At 66.5% G+C, this 19312-nt stretch carries 9 protein-coding genes; 3 read left to right on the top strand and 6 right to left on the bottom strand.

The window, feature by feature from the left end; translation table 11 throughout:
• From ABD732_RS03575 to ABD732_RS03565, 3 genes are all read right to left on the bottom strand, one after another.
• The coding region (locus ABD732_RS03575) for an Ig-like domain-containing protein (protein ID WP_344780671.1) at positions 1-1237 on the bottom strand (1237 nt) is incomplete at its 3' end.
• An 876-nt stretch (positions 1238-2113) separates the two neighbouring features.
• A complete protein-coding gene (locus ABD732_RS03570; protein WP_344780670.1) occupies positions 2114-4984 on the bottom strand; it encodes a hypothetical protein in 2871 nt (956 codons plus the stop codon).
• Positions 4985-5452: 468 nt separating this feature from the next.
• Entirely contained in the window at positions 5453-6547 is a 1095-nt protein-coding gene (locus tag ABD732_RS03565; protein WP_344780669.1) for a DNA polymerase IV, read from the bottom strand.
• Positions 6548-6894: 347 nt separating this feature from the next.
• On the opposite strand from ABD732_RS03565, the gene ABD732_RS03560 reads away from it, so the two are divergent.
• The gene (locus ABD732_RS03560; protein ID WP_344780668.1) at positions 6895-7875 is read left to right on the top strand and encodes an alpha/beta hydrolase; all 981 of its coding nucleotides are present in this window, start codon (positions 6895-6897) and stop codon (positions 7873-7875) included.
• Positions 7876-7949: 74 nt separating this feature from the next.
• Positions 7950-9578 (top strand): GMC oxidoreductase, encoded by a 1629-nt coding sequence (locus tag ABD732_RS03555; RefSeq protein ID WP_344780667.1) that lies wholly within the window; start codon positions 7950-7952, stop codon positions 9576-9578.
• A gap of 140 nt (positions 9579-9718) precedes the next feature.
• Here ABD732_RS03555 and ABD732_RS03550 read toward each other — a convergent pair whose 3' ends face one another.
• The gene (locus ABD732_RS03550) at positions 9719-10648 is read right to left on the bottom strand and encodes a type IV toxin-antitoxin system AbiEi family antitoxin domain-containing protein (protein WP_344780666.1); all 930 of its coding nucleotides are present in this window, start codon (positions 10646-10648) and stop codon (positions 9719-9721) included.
• A gap of 219 nt (positions 10649-10867) precedes the next feature.
• Between ABD732_RS03550 and ABD732_RS03545 the strand changes: the two genes are divergently transcribed.
• Positions 10868-11287: a DUF2784 domain-containing protein gene (locus ABD732_RS03545; RefSeq protein WP_344780665.1), complete on the top strand. Its 420-nt coding sequence runs from the start codon at positions 10868-10870 to the stop codon at positions 11285-11287.
• A gap of 185 nt (positions 11288-11472) precedes the next feature.
• On the opposite strand, the gene ABD732_RS03540 is transcribed toward ABD732_RS03545, so the two are convergent.
• Together ABD732_RS03540 and rpoB are read right to left on the bottom strand one after the other, a co-directional pair.
• Positions 11473-15444, bottom strand: coding sequence for a DNA-directed RNA polymerase subunit beta' (locus ABD732_RS03540; RefSeq protein ID WP_344780664.1), 3972 nt, complete (start codon positions 15442-15444; stop codon positions 11473-11475).
• A gap of 45 nt (positions 15445-15489) precedes the next feature.
• Positions 15490-18999, bottom strand: coding sequence for a DNA-directed RNA polymerase subunit beta (gene rpoB / locus ABD732_RS03535; RefSeq protein ID WP_344780662.1), 3510 nt, complete (start codon positions 18997-18999; stop codon positions 15490-15492).
• Between the last annotated feature and the right edge of the window lie 313 nt (positions 19000-19312).

Genomic DNA, 19312 nt, shown 5'->3' with positions numbered 1-19312 from the left:
CCACCAGATTCCACTCCCCCGGAGCACCCACAACCACCCCGGACGGATCAACGACCGGCGCATTGTTCACCGGCGGAATGCCGGCTCCGGGATCGACCGTCACCGACGCCGACGCACCCGACGGATCAGACGCAGTCACCACGAACGAATCGAACGCGCCACCACCACTACCGGGCACATACAGGAAATCACCAGCAGAATTGATCGCGACCTTGCTGCCGTTGCCGTTGACCCACACCGGCACACCCGCCAGATCAGGATGATCGATCCCCGCAGGATCAACCTCCCAACCCTCACCGATGACCGCATAGGTCAGGTCATCACCATCAGGATCAGAGAACGCACCACCGACACTGCCACCGACCAGATTCCACTCCCCCGGAGCACCCACAACCACCCCGGACGGATCAACGACCGGCGCATTGTTCACCGGCTCGGTCGCACGGTCGCCCGGGGTCACCGACACCGTCTGGTGCGTCGAGTGCGGCGAGTCACCCGTGAACAGGGCGATCAGACTGTCGAAGCCGTGGATGTGGAAGCCGGCGTCGTCGCGGGCCTTCACCTGGAAGACGACGTCGTCACCGTCGGTGTAGTCGTCGTTCGGCGTGAAGGTGAATGCCCCGGTAGCCGGATCGATCGCGACGGTGCCGTTGTTCGGCTGCTGCGTCACAAAGTACTCCAGCACGTCACCGTCGGCATCGACGAACTCGACCGTGCCGGAGTAGACGGTGCCGTCCTCGTTCCATTCCCCGTCAGGCACGTTCGGGTTGTACGTCGGACTCGAGTTGGTGAACAGGCTCATGAAGTCCGGGAATCCGAATGTCGCAGCGTTCGAGCTCAGCGGAGCGAGCGACTCACGACGAGCGAACCACAGCAGCGCCCACGACAACGGGTTCGCACCGCCGGTGGTCCCCGCCCCTCCCAGATCGCTCGGGACACCGAGAAGCGCAAGCAGTCCCAGACCGAAGTTCTTGGCGGCGGTTCCCAGGGTCGATTCCTGGACCTCCGTGGGCACCAGCGCCAGAGTCGTCTCGACGACGTCCTCCGATTCATCGAGCGCTTCGGTCGTCGCGGTGACGGTTTCGAGCGTGATCAGGTCTTCAAGGCCTTCAATCGGCGCACTCGTGATCCCGCTCTTGTTCGTCGAATCGCTCTTGGTGTCCGCGTCGTGCTCGGCTGCGTCCTTGAGGCCCGACTTGCCGGCGGGGCTGGTCGATGTCGGCGCGTCACTGGTCACGTCATCTGTTTCGACCACAGTGGGGTTGGAGTCCGACATCCCGTTGCCGGCGGTCGACGCGGAGCCCTCTGGTTCGGTTGTGACTGAGGTGGTCGAGCCATCATCGGTCGAGCTGTCACTCGACGGGGCCTCAGAACCGGATCCACCAGCGTCGGCCCCCTCCGATCCAGAGCTTACGGAGGGTTCTGCGGGCAACTCGGATTCAGAGGTCGACGGCGGAGTACTGGTAAAACCTTCCACCGGGTCCGCCTGCGCCAGCCCTTGTCCTCCGTAGAAGACAACACTGAGCCCAGCGGCAGCGGCGATGAGCCGTGCGCGGTGCTTCTTTGGTATTGACATCTGAAGTAGCTCCTTAACGTACGTACACCTGACTCACGCCAAGCCAGAGTCAGGTCACAATAAGATGCCTCTCAGACTTCATTAAGGGGATAGAAGGCCGAACTCGCGGCATTCGCACGAATGCATGACGGAGATTCCACCGAATGCATGGCACCAGTTTCGGGACCTTCCGTGAATGGAGTCCCAGCTTTGGGTGGCACTGAGAATGGAACATCCGCGGGAGATCAATTACTGCACGCCCGCGCCGAAGTGCACTGAACATTCGTCGATGTCACCGACTCTTAGGAGTCTTCGGCGGCACGCGTTCAGCCAAGGTCGGGGTCTCGACTTCGCTCGACCGCCGGGGGTCCGCTCGACCGCCGGGGTCCGCTCGACCGCCGGGGGCCGCTCGACCGCCGGGGCCCGCTCCAACACCGGGATTCGCTCGACCGCTAAGACCCCTCAACCTCCGGAGGGATTCGCAACGCACGACCCGGGTACGAAAGAACCGGCTGCCCGCGGAGGCGGGCAGCCGGTTCTTCGTCGTACTCCTTCAGATCACTCCAGCGAAAGACCTGCGTCGTCCGAGGAGCCTGCGCCGACGCCGGCGAGCTCCGGCTCACCGGCCGGCTCCGGGGCCGGATCCGATGCCGCCGGGCCGGACGGGGCCGGATCGGAGGTCGGGGCCTCCGGGGTGGCCGGTGCACTCGGGGTCACGCCGAGCTCCGGTTCCGGTGCCGGTGAGGACTCCGTCTCCGGTGCCGCGGGAGTGGTGCTCGGCGCCGACGGAGTCGACTCCGGTGCTTCGTCGAGCGTCGTGAGGGAGTCGAGCTGGTCGACGCCCTCGCCGTCGCCGGGCTCGGCGCCTTCACCCTCACCCGGATCGGTCACGTCGGGATCAGTCACGTCCGGGTCGACCGGCGCCGGGCTCTTGCCGAGGCCGAGCGAATCCTTGATCCCGTCGGTGATGCCGAGCAGATCGTCGATCTGCTTCAGATCCTTGTGCAGGGTGATGCTGTCGGCGTAGTTCTTCGCGGTGCCGAACAGGTCCCACGGCTTGTCGAAGGTCCACGTACCCAGACCGAAGGCGTTGTCCCACTGCACCAGCGAGATCTTCGGCAGCAGTCCCGTCTGCGCGTCTTGCGCGATCCGGCTGATCTGCGGCAGTCCCATCAGGTTTGGACGGTAGGTGCCGTTGACCTCGACGGCCGGGAAGAACACCACCTGGTGCCCCAGCCACTCGATCACGAGCGGCTCGCGCAGGCCGTAGTCACTGGTGAGCCAGTGCGCGGTGGTCGAGCGCTCCACCACCGGATCCCACAGCGGGTTGCCCTTGGAATCCTTGGCCTGCTCCATCTTCTGAACCAGCACCGGGGTCTGCTTCTTGACCGCCCCTTCGGTGCCCGCCTCGACGACGGCACCGTTCTCGTCCACCCAGACGACGTTGCCGTCGGCGTCCTTGAAGTCCTCGGTGATGACATTGCCGTCGGCGTCGGTGGACTCCACCATCACCGGCCGCGTGAAGTGCCGCGTCTTCTCCTTGAACACCGGGTTGCCGTCGGCGTCGACCTGCTGGACCTGCTTCTTGACGGCCCCTTCGGTATCGGCGTCGACCACGTTGCCGTCGGCGTCGAGGTAGATCGGATCACCGTTCTCGTCCTCGTCGTCGACCATCACCGGATCGTTGGTGTCGGTGTAGGTCTCCCACGCGTCCTCGACCGCACCCACCATCCGCGGGGTGGTCTTGTTCTTCATGACGGTGGCCATCACCGGACTCAGGTCGACGACGTCGAGATCGTCGTCGGCGTCGATGTCGGCCTGCGTGTAGCGCTTGCCGGCGGTGTCCTCCCACAAGAGGTTGCCGTCAGCGTCGGTGACCTGCTCCTTCTTCTCCACCATGATCGGATTGCCGTCGTCGTCGGTCTCGCCGCTGTCGACCATCACCGCTTCCTTGGCGAAGGTGGTCTCGACGTTCTTGGTGTAGCGGATGAAGTCCTTGGTGAGCTTGATCCGATCCTCTTCGGAGGTGAGCGCGCCGAGCATCTTGACGATGGTCGGGTTGCTCAGCAGGGCGCCCATGTCCATGCCCTCGCCGCCGGAGAGCATCGGCAGGAAGTCCTTCAGCAGCGCGTCGTTGCCGAAGATCAGCGAACTGATGTCGGTGAGACCGTACTGCTCCTGACGGTTGACGCTGTCCCCCACAGGATTCTGGCTGCCGTTGGTCAGCGGGCGCAGATCCTTGTAGGTGTCGAAGGTGCCGAGGAAGTTGGTGCAGCTTCCCAGGCCCTCTGCGGTGGCCTTCGCATCCAGACCGAGGCAGAAGACCTCCTTGATTCCTGGGATGGTGCCGTTGAGGCCGCCGACCATGTCGAGCATCGGGCCCATCTCATCGGCGCCGGCTTCGGCAGCCATCTCCGAATCCAGCAGACCCGCGGCAAGCAGCTTGCTGAAGTCAACCTCCTGGCCGAACCAGGTGAAGCGGATGTCATCGGTATCCATGTTCGCGGCGATGGCGATCGCATACTTCGCGTACGCGGTCGACAGCTGCCCCTTGTCGGCTCCGGCGAGAGCGACAGCGAGGTCGTTACCGGTCTCAGCGAACGCGCGGCCGTTCCGCATGGACAGCGCGACATTGATGCCGTCCCCCTTGATGGTGGACTGACCCTTCGCCTTCGGGAGGGTTACAGGCAGCTGAACCGGCCCCGCATTACGGGGGTAGCTCACGTCTGGGCCGGCGAGGTACTCGGCGACGGTCAGGGCTTGATTGCGGCGCAGCGCATTCTTGTCGGTTCCAGCGGGGATCTGACTACCTCCTCGGATGGCACAACCAACGAGGAATTGAGGGGTACCGGTGATGCGCCCGGTGTGGTCTTGGCACTCCGCACGAGTCGTCAGTTCGACGGGGAGATTGGCCGCGTCCACGACATCCTGGTAGGTGGTGAAGGTGTCGAACATGCGCGGATCGATAGCGACCCCGTAGTTGTCGCGTGCGTAGTCCTTGACGTTCACGAAGCCCAGTACCGGCGGTGCATCGAACAGCAGACCACCCATGATGTTGAAGAGGTTCCGCTCGCCCATCACGAACGTGCCGACAATCGGGATCGACTGGTTGGGGCCGAGATCCATCCACATGTTCTGAGCCGTGTCACCGATCTCGAAAGTATCCGGAAGGACGAGCGCGAGACCGTGACCGGTCGAGTCGGTACAGGTCGCGATCGCCCCCGGCGGGAGCTGGCCCTGCTGGGTGTCTTCGGGATTCCAGGCGGTGCTCTGGCCCGCGTCGGGATTGCCGTTAGCCAGCGCACCGGTGCGGCACATCTCGACGAAGCCGGTGAGCATCTCGTTGTCGAGCATGCCCAGGATCATCTCCGGGGTCATCTCCATGGCCGGCGGGTCTTCGGCCAGCGCGACTCCCGTCCCGCCGATCACGCCGAATCCCAGGACTGCGGCAGCGCCCAGCGCCAGCGCGCTGGTTCGCCATCGGCGGGACGGCGAGGTCTTGTCTCTCCGAGCGTGAGCGCTCGCCAAGCGGCGGCGTTCGGCTCGGGTTATGGGGGTAGTAACCACGATCTGCCACTCCTTCGTGTCAAATGCTGCATGTCCCCTGAATGGTGGTCACTCTTATCGGTGTCACAGGTTCAGACGACAAACTGCGCCAAAAGACGGCACGAAAGCGAACAAGCGCTTATTTGTCTGGTTTGCGTGGTAGGCACGACGGGGTGGGATCTCGACTGCGCTCGATCAGCGGCGGAAGCTGGGCTCGATCAGCGGCGGAAGCCGGGCTCGATCAGCGGCGGAAGCCGGGCTCGATCAGCGGCGGGAGTAGGCCTCGATCAGGGATGAAGGTGGGGCCCGATCGACGGCGGGATAGAGATCGATCGACGAGGCGAGGCTCGGTCAGTCGGGCGGAGCGAGCTCGAGGCGGACCGCCAGCAAACGCACCGGACGGTCGAGGGGGAACGCCTCCAGGAGCTCGTCGACCGACGCGGCGATGACGTCGTAGTCGATGGACGGCTCGGCCAGCTTGCGCAGCTTGGTGCGCGTGAAGAAGGTGGCCGTCCGCACGGTGACGCCGACGCGGACGGGCATGCGGCCCTCGTCGACCACCTGCGCCAGCACCTCGCGGAGCAGGTCGCGGGCAGCGTCGTGCAGTTGCCCTCGCTCGGTCAGATCGCTGGGATAGGTGCGCGACTTGGAGTGCGACTTGGCCGGCGGCTCCACCAGCGAGATGGAATCGTCGCCGCCGCCGCGTGCGAGGACGTAGAGCCAGTTGCCCTTGTGCGGACCGAACAGTGCGATCAGATCGTCGAGCGGGGCGGCCGCCAGCTGCGCGACGGTGTCGATCCCGTGCTCGGCGAGCTTCTTCGCCGTGCGTGACCCCACGCTCCACAGCGCATCTGCCGACCGGTCCCCCATCAGCGTGTACCAGTTCTGGTCGGCGAGGACGAAGCGGCGGCGATCGTCATCCTCGCCGGCCCGGGCCGCCTTCTTGGCGAAACCCGCCGCGATCTTGGCGCGCTGCTTGTTGTCTGAGATGCCGACGCAGCTCGCCAGACCGGTCTCGGCGCGGACCGTCGCACGGAGGCGGTCGGCCAGGGCGACCACCTCGTCTTCTGCCGGCGGAGCGTCGCGGTCGCCGAAACCGACGTAGCCCTCGTCCCAGCCCCACACCTCGACCGGATGTCCCAGTCCGCGCACGACGTTCCACACCTGCGCGGACGCGTCCTCGTAGAGCTCCATGTCGAGCGGGAGGTAGACGGCGTCCGGGGCCTTCTTGTGGGCGGCGGGCAACGGCATGCCGGCGCGCACTCCGAGGTCGCGGGTCTCGTACGACGCGCAGGTGACCACCTGGCGCGGCTTCGACGGATCGCCGTCGCCGCCGACGATCACCTGCCTGCGGTCGAGGTCGGGCCGGCGTCGTCGTTCCACTGCGACCTGGAACTGGTCGAGATCCAGGTGCAGGAGCCATGCGAAACGCTCGGCGGAGGTCACGTGGTCAAGGGTAGATGTCGTGCGGGAGGTGCGCCTTGGACTCGTTGGCTTCGACTGTCTAGCCTTCGATTGCTTTTAAGCCTTCGACTCGCCCCCTCACTTCGTTCGGGAGCGGCTCAGGCAACGGGATGAGACGCAGCGGCTCAGGCAGCGGGATGAGACGGAGCGGCTCAGGCAGCGGGATGAGACGCAGCGGGCTCAGGCAACGGGATGAGACGGAGCGGCTCAGGCGACGGACGGGCGATGGGGACGGGGAAGCGGGGAAGCGGCGGTTGCGCAACGGTTCCGTCTCGGCGGGCGGGTCGGGGGTTCCCCAGCAGACACCCCGGCCCTAGCGTCGGGGCGTTATGAGAAGAATTGCGCACTCACGACGACTTCTCACCGTGGCCCTGGCCGCCGTGGTCGCCGCGATCGGGCTCGTGGTCTCGCCGGCGGCGGGCGACGCCGCCGCCCGGGTAGTGGGCGTCCGCGAGATCTCCCCCCGGATCTCCCTGATCTCCGTGTACTCGCCGGCGATGGACCGGGTGATCGACAGCCACGTGCTGCACCCCGTCGGCAAGCCCGCCGGACTGCCCAGCTTCTACATGCTGCCCGGTGCCGGTGGCGCCGAGGACGGCATCAGCTGGTACAACAACGGCGGCGTGAAGGAGTTCTTCGCCGGCAAGCAGGTGAACGTGGTTCTGCCCATGGGCGGGCGCTTCTCGATGATGACCAACTGGCAGCACTCCGACCCGATGCTCGGCGTCAACAAGTGGCAGACGTTCTACACCCGCGAACTCCCCGACGCGATCGACCGTACCTTCCGCACCAGCGGTGCCAACGCCCTCAGCGGCGTCTCGATGTCCGCGGGACCGGCGCTCGACCTCGCCATCCAGGCACCCGACCGGTTCCGCGCCGTCGCCGCCTACAGCGGCTGCCCCGGCACCACCGATCCGCTCGGGCGGCTGTCGAACACCGTGATCCCGCTGCGCGGCGGCGCCAACCCGTTCAACATGTGGGGCTTCTACGACAACCCCGACTGGATCAAACACGACCCCGTCGTCAACGCCGGAAAGCTTCGCGGCAAGACCATCTTCCTGTCGGCAGGCTCCGGCCTCCCGGGACCGATCGACGGCGGACCGCGGGAGACCCTCGGCGGCATGTTCGGCGGCAACGTGATCGAGGCGATCGCCTTGAGTTGCACATCCAACATGTCGAACCGGCTCAACGCGCTGGGCATCAACCACCGCTTCAACCACCGCCCCGACGGCACCCACAGCTGGGGCCTGTTCTCGGCGGACATGCGGCTGTCGTGGCCGATGATCGCCCGGGCGATCGGCGTCAGGTAGTCCGATTTCAGCGAATTGGGTATGATGTGACGGTTATCACTTAGGATTCCCTTAGCTAACCGTTAGGCTAAGCCGTGACTTTCAGCCGACCAGGTAGTTCACCGGCCAACCCGATCACGCGTCGCGCGCTGCTGGCCGGTGCCGCGGGCGCAGCAGCGTTCGCCGCCGTCGGCCGGGCCACCGGCGACGCGGCCGCACGCCCGCCGGACGACGGTCCCACCGCCATCGTGATCGGCAGCGGCTTCGGCGGCGCTGTGGCCGCTCTGCGGCTCGGCGAGGCGGGGATCCGCACCACCGTGCTCGAACGCGGACGCCGCTGGCTCATCCGCTCCGACGGCAACACCTTCGCCACCTTCACCGCACCCGATGGCCGGGCCGCATGGTTCAGCGACACTGTCGGCGTCACCTCGTCGGTCGGCATCCCTGTGGCCCGCTATCCCGGGATCCTCGACCGCATCAAGGGCAACGGCATCGATTCGGTGTACGGCGCCGGGGTCGGCGGAGGCTCGCTGGCCTTCGGGTCGTTCACCCCGGTCCCCCGCAAGAAGGACTTCGAGCACGTCTTCCCGGGCGGCGCGAACTTCGACGAACTGGCCGCCACCTACTATCCGCGCGCCCAGAAGATGCTGGGTGCGTCGAAGCTGCCCGCCGACATCATGGCCCACCCGCGTTACATCGGCACCCGGACCTGGCGCGAGACCGTCCGCCGGTACGGCAGCGAGCCGGTGTCGTTCGAGTACGCCATCGACTGGGACGTCGTCCGCGCCGAACTGGCCGGTCGCCGTCGTGCCTCGATCATCGCCGGCGAGCTGGGTTTCGGCGTCAACAGCGGCGCCAAGAACTCCGTCGACCGCAACTACCTGCCGGCCGCCGAGAAGACCGGCAACGTGCAGATCAAGCCGATGCACGAGGTGTTCGAGATCCGGCCCCGGTCGCGGCGCCCCGGCTTCGTGGTGCGGGCCCGTCTGATCGACGACCAGCACCGCACCCGCAAGGTGGTCACCCTCGAAGCCGACTACCTGTTCATGGCGGCGGGGTCGTTCCACACCACCCGCATGCTGATCGAGGCCCGCGCCAAAGGCAGGTTGCCGAAGCTGTCCCCGAAGATCGGCGACGGCTTCGGCGCCAACGGCGACTTCCTCACCGCACGCACCGGCCTGCTCGACGACTACGGCGCCCAGCAGGGCGGCCCCGGTTTCGGCCGGCTGTACGAGGACGACCTGCCCGGCGGGCCGGCGTCGATCGTCTACCATTCGACGCCGCTGCCATCGCCGCTGGGCAAGACCGCGACCACCAACCTGATCCAGGTGCACTCCGACGAACGCGGCAGCATCGACTACAACCACGCCACCGGCACCGCGGAGATCAACTACCCGTTCCCGGAGGGCAACCTGCTCGACCGGCGCGGCGCGGCCTTCGCCCAGCACTTCTGGCAGAAGGCCGAGGTCCGGCACGGGCGCCCGGCCAGCGGCATCCCGGTGTACTCGCGGGCGGTCGGGTTCGGGTCGTCGAGCACGTACCACGGGCTCGGCGGCGTGGTGATGAACCGCGCGGCCAGGTACGACGGGGCCGTCCACGGGTACGACAACCTGTACGTAGTGGACGGCTCCTTCGCCCCCGGAGCGGTGGGTCTGGTGAATCCGGCGCTGACCATCACCGCGCTGGCTGAACGCACGATGGCGCGGTTCCTGGGCAGTCGCTGATCGTCGTCGTGCAGGGGTGACTCTCTGCTGTTGGAGACAGACCCAGCACTCGGCTACATCCCCAGCACTCGCGAACGCTGGGTTTGCGGCCGAACGCTGGGATTGCGGCCGAACGCTGGGATTGCGACCGAGCGCTGGGTTTATGGGGGAGCCTGCACCCAGCGCGGCGGAACCCGCACGCCTCGCGCCGCCAGGTGACGCGCCAGCCTCGGTAGCATCGTCTGCTCCTGCAGATCGGCCCACACAGCACGGACGACGTCGAGCCCGAGTTCCCGCAAGCCGTCCTCCCGGAGCTTCTCCGCGATGAGCACAGCCGACGGCGTCTGCCCCGTTCCGAGGTAGGTGCCGCCGTACTTGACCAGACCGTCGAACTCCAGCACCACTTTGCCGTCGATGTCGAAGTCCACCTCGGCCGTGCGTCCGTTGTTCAGGCGGTAGACCCGCTGCAGCACCGGCACGGGGAACCTCGCGTCGATCATCTGGGCCCGGCACCACGATTCACCCGGGTTGGCGGCGCCTGCGTCGGCATGCTCTAGTGCCCGCCTCGCAGTACCGACCCCCTTGCGGGGAGCTTTGAGACGTTGTCGGAGGTCGTCTGCGTCGATCCCCTGACGCAGCGCCGAATCCAGGACGGCGAGCGCTCGAGGGAAGTCGGTGGTGAGCGCGACATCGACCGCTGTGCGGGCCAGACCGGTGACTCGCACACCGTCGATCACCACGACGTCGTCTGCCGCGACGGGCCCCGCATGCACCACGACCAGGCGATTCTTCGCGTATCCCGTGTCGTCGTCACCGGTCAGATGAACGGCTCTGCGATGCGGATGCAAAACCGCGAGCCCGTGCAGCGCCGCCGCCGACTCGTGACTCAGCAGGCGACTGCCGGAGGCCGCCACGGCGATGCACCGGTAGCGATACTTCAGCCCGCTCCGCTGATGCTCTGGCTGACCTTTGAGCTGGGCGGCGTCGACGTAGGTTCCCCGCCCCACCGAGACCAGTTCGCCCGCCCGGACCGCCGCGTCGAACGTCCGGGCGGGGACCCCGGCGCTCAGCACCGCCTTCCTCCGGAGCAAGCCGTGATCGTCGTACGTCCACATGCGTATTGGACGCGCGCAGTCAGCGGCCGGTTCCCTGCCGGGCGTCCCGGCGTGTCGGGCATTGGGTGGGTACAGGCCCAGCACTCAGCTACAGACCCAGCGTTGGGCTACAAACCCAGCATTCGCGACTGCTGCGTCTGTAGTCGGGCGCTGGGTTTGTAGTCGGGCTCGTAGGGTGGAGGGCAGGAGGCAGGTATGGGATACCGGCTGGTCGCCGACGTCGCGATGGGGCTGCACTTCGCGTTCCTCGCCTACCTGGTGGTGGGCGGATTCCTCGCCTGGCGGTGGCGGCGGACCATCTGGCTGCACCTGGCCGTCGCGGTGTGGGGTGTCGGCAGCGTAGTCATCGGGTACGACTGCCCACTCACCCACGCCGAGAACTGGGGCCGTGAACACGCCGGCGACCAGACACTACCTTCGACCGGATTCATCGACCACTACCTCACCGGCGTCGTCTACCCGCAGGACAACCTGGTGGCGGTTCAGGCCGCCGTCGCCGTGATCGTGGTGATCTCGTGGATCGGCTACCTCGTCACGGGCCGCTCGCGAAGAGCACCCGGATGCGCGATACCCCCGCCTCCAGAAGGGAAGCGGGGGTCCCAGACGACTGAGTAGCGCCAGCACCGGGCCTCGCCGATCGAGTGGAGTCGCGATCACGGGGGCCATGCCTTCGACACGCTCGCTCACTTCGTTCGCTGAGCGGCTCAGGCGGCGCGAGGGGTTCACCGAGCGGATTGGGCGGCGGATGCGCGGAACCCCCGCTTCCAGCGAAGGAAGCGGGGGTTCCGGGTCGGCTCGGACTAGCGGTAGTCGCCGCCGTAGTCGAAATCGTCCAGCGGCACCGCGGCACCGGAGGGGGCACCGAAGGTGCCGTCCGGGCTGTAGTAGGTGTCGTCGTACGTCGGGAGAGCATAGGCGGCCGCGCGGGCCTCCTCGGTCGGCTCCACCTGGATGTTCCGGTAACGGTTGATGCCCGTACCGGCCGGGATGAGCTTACCGATGATCACGTTCTCCTTGAGGCCCACCAGCTTGTCGCTGCGGCTGTTGATGGCCGCATCGGTCAGGACACGCGTGGTCTCCTGGAACGACGCCGCCGACAGCCACGAGTCGGTGGCCAGCGAGGCCTTGGTGATACCCATGAGCACCGGACGACCCGAAGCCGGCTCGCCGCCCTCGGTGACCACCTGACGGTTGGCCGCCTCGAACTCGGCGCGCTCGGTGAGCGAACCGGGCAGGAACTCGGTGGCACCGGAGTCGATGATGGTCACGCGACGCAGCATCTGGCGCACGATGGTCTCGATGTGCTTGTCGTGGATCGACACACCCTGACGGCGGTAGACCTCCTGCACCTCGTTGACCAGGTGGACCTGAACCTGACGCGGGCCCATCACGCGGAGCACCTCGTGCGGGTCGGCCGGGCCGACCATGAGCTGCTCGCCCACCTCGACGTGGTCGCCGTCGGCCAGCGGGCGCTCGCTGCCGTCCGGCTGGACGACCGGGGCGAGACGCTGACGCTTGGACAGCTTGTCGTAGACCTGCTCCTCGGATCCGTCGTCCGGGACGATCGTGATCTTGTAGAAGCGCTCGCCCTCTTCCAGGCGGATGCGGCCGGACACCTCGGCGATGGGGGCCTTGCCCTTGGGCACGCGGGCCTCGAAGAGCTCGGTGACGCGGGGCAGACCACCGGTGATGTCGTCGCCGACACCGCCCTGGTGGAACGTACGCATGGTCAGCTGCGTGCCGGGCTCACCGATCGACTGCGCGGCGATGATGCCCACGGCCTCGCCGATGTCGACCAGCTTGCCGGTGGCCATCGAGCGGCCGTAGCACATGGCGCAGACGCCGGTGCCGGTGCCGCAGGTGAGGACCGAACGGACCTTGACCTCGGTGATGCCGGCGCCGAGCAGCTTCTCGATCGCCGGATCGCCCAGGTCGTGACCGCGCTCGACGACGACGTTGCCGTCGGCGTCGACCGCGTCGGCGGCCAGGGTGCGGGCGTAGGCCGAGGTCTCCACGTGCTGATCGCGGACCAGCTCGCGCTCCCCGGTGACCGGGTTCTCGTGCCATGCGGCGATCTGCACGACGATGCCGCGGTCGACGCCGCAGTCCGTCTCGCGCACGATGACGTCCTGGCTGACGTCCACCAGACGACGGGTCAGGTAACCCGAGTCGGCGGTACGCAGCGCGGTGTCGGCCAGACCCTTGCGGGCGCCGTGCGTGTTGATGAAGTACTCGGCGACGGTCAGGCCCTCACGGAACGAGGACTTGATCGGACGCGGGATGAACTCACCCTTCGGGTTGGTCACCAGACCCTTCATGCCCGACAGGTTGCGGACCTGGGTCATATTGCCCGTGGCCCCCGACTTCGGGATCATCGTGATCGGGTTGTCGTCCGGGTAGTACTCCTCCAGCGCCTTACCGACTTCCTCGGTGGCTTCCTTCCAGAGCTCGACCAGAGCGTCGCGACGCTCCTCCTTGGTGAGACCGCCGTGCTGGTACTTGCGCTCCAGCTTGTCAGCCTGGCCCTCGTAGCGGTCGAGGATCTCCTTCTTGGCCGGCGGCACCAGCACGTCGGACATGGCCACCGTGACGCCCGAACGGGTCGCCCAGTAGAAGCCCACGTCCTTGAGCTTGTCGACGGTCTGCGCGACGACGATCATCGGGTAGCGCTCGGCCAGATCGTTGATGATCACAGCCTGACGCTTCTTCGGCATCTGATCGTTGACGAACGGGTAGTCCGGCGGCAGCAGCTCGTTGAACAGCACCCGACCCAGGGTGGTGTGCAGCTCCCAGGCCTGGCCCTTGCGCCACTTGCCGTCGAACTCGGCCTCTTCGATGTCGGCCGGCGGACGCAGGTCGGTCAGACGCACCTTGATCGGGGCCTGCACGCTCAGCGCACCGCGGTCGACGGCCATGATGGCCTCGGCCGGGCTCGAGTAGACGCCGCGCTCGATGTCATCCTTCTCCGCCGGACGGTAGGCGCCGATGGCGTCGTCCTTCTCGGTGGTCAGGTAGTACAGACCGGTCACCATGTCCAGGCGGGGCATGGCCAGCGGGCGACCCGAGGCCGGCGACAGGATGTTGTTCGAGGACAGCATCAGGATGCGGGCCTCGGCCTGCGCCTCCGCGCTCAGCGGCAGGTGCACGGCCATCTGGTCACCGTCGAAGTCGGCGTTGAAGGCCTCACACACCAGCGGGTGGAGCTGAATGGCCTTGCCCTCCACCAGCTGCGGCTCGAAGGCCTGGATGCCCAGACGGTGCAGCGTGGGTGCACGGTTCAGCAGCACCGGGTGCTCGGCGATGACCTCTTCGAGGACGTCCCACACCTGCGGACGCTGACGCTCCACCATGCGCTTGGCCGACTTGATGTTCTGGGCCTGGTTCAGGTCGACCAGACGCTTCATCACGAACGGCTTGAACAGCTCCAGCGCCATCAGCTTGGGCAGACCGCACTGGTGCAGCTGCAGCTGCGGGCCGACGACGATGACGCTACGGCCCGAGTAGTCGACGCGCTTGCCCAGCAGGTTCTGGCGGAACCGGCCCTGCTTGCCCTTCAGCAGATCGCTCAGCGACTTCAGCGGCCGGTTGCCCGGGCCGTTGACCGGACGTCCACGACGGCCGTTGTCGAAGAGCGCGTCCACCGACTCCTGCAGCATCCGCTTCTCGTTGTTGACGATGATCTCGGGCGCACCGAGGTCGATCAGTCGCTTGAGGCGGTTGTTGCGGTTGATGACGCGGCGGTACAGATCGTTCAGGTCGCTGGTGGCGAAACGGCCACCGTCGAGCTGAACCATCGGACGCAGCTCCGGCGGGATCACCGGCACGGCGTCGAGCACCATGGCGCGCGGGCTGTTCCCGGACTGCTGGAACGCCGCCACCACCTTCAGGCGCTTGAGCGCACGCAGCTTCTTCTGGCCCTTGCCGCTGCGGATGGTCTCGCGCAGCGACTCGGCCTCGGCGTCGATGTCGAAGTTCTCGAGGAGCTTCTTGATCGCCTCGGCACCCATGGAGCCGCTGAAGTACTCGCCGAAGCGGTCTTCCAGTTCGCGGTACAGCTTCTCGTCGACGATCAGCTCGCCGGGGGTCAGCTTGGTGAACTTGTCCCAGATCTCGTCCAGGGCCTCCACCTCGCGGCCGGCGTGATCGCGCATCCGCTTGAGCTCGCGCTCAGCGCCGTCGCGCACCTTCCGCTTGGCATCGGCCTTGGCGCCCTCGGCCTCGAGCTCGGCCAGGTCGGCCTCGAGCTTGCTCTGGCGCTCGGCCAGGGCCACCTCGAGGTCGTCCATGATGGCCTTGCGCTCCACCACGATCTCGGCCTCACGGGTCGAGAGCTCGGCGTGCCGCAGCTCGTCGTCCACCGAGGTGATCACCCAGGCGGCGAAGTAGATGATCTTCTCGAGATCCTTCGGCGCCAGGTCGAGCAGGTAGCCCAGCCGGCTGGGCACACCCTTGAAGTACCAGATGTGGGTGACCGGAGCAGCCAGCTCGATGTGGCCCATGCGCTCACGGCGCACCTTGGCCTTGGTCACCTCGACACCGCAGCGCTCGCAGATGATGCCCTTGAAGCGCACGCGCTTGTACTTGCCGCAGTAGCACTCCCAGTCGCGAGTCGGTCCGAAGATCTTCTCGCAGAAGAGTCCGTCCTTCTCCGGCTTCAGGGTGCGGTAGTTGATGGTCTCCGGCTTCTTGACCTCGCCGTACGACCAGTTGTGGATGTCATCGGCCGTGGCCAGGCCGATCTTCAGTTCGTCGAAAAAGTTGACGTCGAGCACTTGTCGCCTTTCAGTAGCTCTGCTGTCTAACTAAGGATGTGGTCGTCAGTTGGCGAGGTCGTCGATCGTCGCGCTCTCGTTGCGCGACAGATTGATACCCAGGTTCGCCGCGGCGCGCTCGAGGTCCTCGTCATCGGTGTCGGCCATCTCGATGGCGGCACCGTCGGACGACAGCACCTCCACGTTCAGGCACAGGGACTGGAGCTCCTTGAGGAGCACCTTGAACGACTCCGGGATACCCGGTTCCGGAATGTTCTCGCCCTTGACGATGGCTTCGTAGACCTTCACGCGGCCGACGACGTCGTCCGACTTGATGGTCAGGAGCTCCTGCAGCGTGTACGCCGCGCCGTAGGCCTGCATTGCCCAGCACTCCATCTCACCGAATCGCTGACCACCGAACTGCGCCTTACCACCGAGCGGCTGCTGGGTGATCATCGAGTACGGGCCGGTCGAACGCGCGTGGATCTTGTCGTCGACCAGGTGGTGCAGCTTGATGATGTACATGTAGCCCACGGCCACCGGGTACGGGAACGGCTCACCGGAGCGGCCGTCGAACAGCACGGCCTTGCCGTCGGCGTTGACCATGACCTCACCGTCGCGGTTCGGCAGGGTCGACGCCAGCAGACCGGCGAGCTCCTCGTCGCGGGCACCGTCGAACACCGGGGTGGCGGTGTTGGTGTCGGGCTCCACCGAGTACAGCTCCTCCGGCAGGCGCTCGGCCCAATCCGGCACGCCCGCGGCGACGTCGATGTTCCAGCCGGCCTTCGCGACCCACCCCAGGTGGGTTTCGAGGATCTGGCCGATGTTCATACGACGCGGCACACCGTGGGTGTTCAGGATGATGTCGACCGGGGTGCCGTCGGGCAGGAACGGCATGTCCTCCTGCGGGAGGATCTTGCCGATGACGCCCTTGTTGCCGTGGCGGCCGGCCAGCTTGTCGCCGTCCTGGATCTTGCGCTTCTGCGCGACGTAGACGCGCACCAGCTCGTTGACACCGGGGGCCAGATCGTCGTCGTCGTCGCGCGAGAACACGCGGACGCCGATCACCTTGCCGGTCTCACCGTGCGGCACCTTCAGGGAGGTGTCGCGGACCTCGCGGGCCTTCTCACCGAAGATCGCGCGGAGCAGACGCTCCTCCGGGGTCAGCTCGGTCTCGCCCTTGGGCGTCACCTTGCCGACCAGGACGTCGCCGTCGCGGACCTCGGCGCCGATACGGACGATGCCGCGCTCGTCGAGATCGGCGAGCACCTCGTCGGAGACGTTCGGGATGTCCCGGGTGATCTCCTCGGCGCCCAGCTTGGTGTCGCGGGCATCGATCTCGTACTCCTCGATGTGAATCGAGGTGAGGGTGTCCTCCTCCACGAGCCGCTGGCTCAGGATGATGGCGTCCTCGTAGTTGTGGCCCTCCCACGGCATGATCGCCACGAGCAGGTTCTTGCCCAGGGCCATCTCACCGGAGTCGGTGCAGGGGCCGTCGGCCAGGACCTGACCGGCCTCCACCCGCTGTCCCTCGTCCACGATCGGGACCTGGTTGGCGCAGGTGCCGTGGTTGGAACGCTCGAACTTGCGCAGACGGTAGCTCTGGCGGCTGCCGTCGTCGGCCATCACGGTGATGAAGTCGGCCGAGACCTCCTCCACCACGCCGGAATCGGCGTTGACGATCACGTCGCCGGCGTCGACGGCGGCACGCAGTTCCATGCCGGTGCCGACCAGCGGGGACTCGCTGCGGACCAGCGGCACCGCCTGACGCTGCATGTTGGCACCCATCAGGGCGCGGTTGGCGTCGTCGTGCTCCAGGAACGGAATCATCGCGGTCGCGACCGACACCATCTGGCGCGGCGAGACGTCGAGGTACTCCACCTGTGAGGCCGGGACGAACTCCACCTCGGCGCCCTTGATACGCACCAGGACGCGGTCGTCGGTGATGGTGCCGTCGGCGTCGTAGGAGGTGTTGGCCTGACCGATCAGGTAACGGTCCTCCTCGTCGGCGGTCATGTACTTGATCTCGTCGGTCACGACACCGTCGACCACCTTGCGGTACGGGGTCTCGATGAAGCCGAACGGGTTCACCCGCGCGTACACCGAGAGCGAACCGATCAGGCCGATGTTCGGGCCTTCCGGGGTCTCGATGGGGCACATGCGGCCGTAGTGCGAGGGGTGCACGTCGCGGACCTCGAGGCCGGCGCGCTCACGGCTCAGACCACCCGGGCCCAGCGCCGACAGGCGGCGCTTGTGGGTCAGACCCGACAGCGGGTTGTTCTGGTCCATGAACTGCGACAGCTGACTGGTCCCGAAGAACTCCTTGATCGCGGCCACGACGGGCCGGATGTTGATCAGGGTCTGCGGGGTGATGGCCTCGGCGTCCTGAGTGGTCATCCGCTCGCGGACGACGCGCTCCATGCGGGACAGGCCCAGCCGGATCTGATTCTGGATCAGTTCGCCGACGGTGCGCAGGCGACGGTTGCCGAAGTGGTCGATGTCGTCGACCTCGACGGGCACCTCGACGCCGCCGGGGCCGGTCATCATCGGCACGGTCGCGGCGTTCGGGTCGGACTCGTGCAGACGCACCAGGTACTCGACGGTGGTGACGATGTCCTCGCGGGTCAGCACCGAGTCGCCGTTCATCGGGTTGTCGGTGAGGCCCAGCTTCTTGTTGATCTTGTAGCGGCCGACACGCGCCAGGTCGTAGCGCTTCTCCTTGAAGAACATGTTCTCCAGGAGGCTCTCGGCGGACTCCTTGGTCGGCGGCTCGCCCGGACGCAGCTTGCGGTAGACCTCCAGCAGGGCTTCGTCCTGGTTGGTGGTGTGGTCCTTCTCCAGCGTCGACATCATGATCTCGGAGAAGCCGAAACGCTCGGCGATCTCTTCGCGGGTGACGCCCAGCGCCTGCAGCAGCACGGTGACCGGCTGGCGGCGCTTGCGGTCGATGCGGACGCCGACGGTGTCGCGCTTGTCGATGTCGAACTCGAGCCAGGCACCGCGGCTCGGGATCACCTTGACCGCGTGCAGGGTCTTCTCGGTGGTCTTGTCGATGTCCTTGTCGAAGTACACGCCCGGGCTGCGGACGAGCTGGCTGACGACGACGCGTTCGGTACCGTTGATGATGAAGCTGCCCTTGTCGGTCATCATCGGGAACTCGCCCATGAAGACCGTCTGCGACTTGATCTCGCCGGTGTTGTTGTTGATGAACTCGGCCGTGACGAACAGCGGCGCCGAGTAGGTCATGTCCTTGTCCTTGCACTCGTCGATCGAGGCCTTGACCTCGTCGAAGTGCGGCTCGGAGAACGACAGGGACATCGAGGACGAGAAGTCCTCGATCGGCGAGAGCTCGCGGAGGACATCCTCGAGTCCGCCGACCGGGTTGTCCTCACCCCGGGCGATCGCCTTCGCGCGCCACTCGGGCGCACCGATCAGCCACTCGAACGAGTCCAACTGCAGATCCAGGAGACCCGGAACTTCCAGCGGCTCGTCGATCTTGGCGAAAGAGACACGGCGCGGAGCTCCAGGGATGCTGCCGGTCGAGGTGGTTGAGGTGGACTGGCGGTCGAGTGCCAAGATGCGTCCTTCCAACACGAAATGTTCACTGTGTGGCATATAGCCATTGGCCTTGGGGCCGCTTGCGTGGTCTTCAATCCTGATGACCTGCGGTTTTCCCAAGGCGAACACAGGTGTGTTCGGTTGGTATTTCCGATCAGTGGACAGGGTGCAGCCAGCGCAACGTCCTACTGTATCAGAATTCGGGCAGGGTGTGTCAACCCCGTCGGAGCGACGGTCCGGCGCGGTGAACCCGGCGTGGCTGCCCAGACGGCTCCCGGACGCGGGTGCCATGAGTTCTCGCTGGGAACAGCGTGTACCGCCGAGGCCGTCA

Source organism: Gordonia caeni (assembly GCF_039537105.1).
In the GTDB taxonomy this organism is placed as follows: domain Bacteria; phylum Actinomycetota; class Actinomycetes; order Mycobacteriales; family Mycobacteriaceae; genus Gordonia; species Gordonia caeni.
The sequence above is the reverse complement of the archived record's forward strand: the minus strand, read 5'-3'. Positions and strand labels throughout refer to the sequence as shown.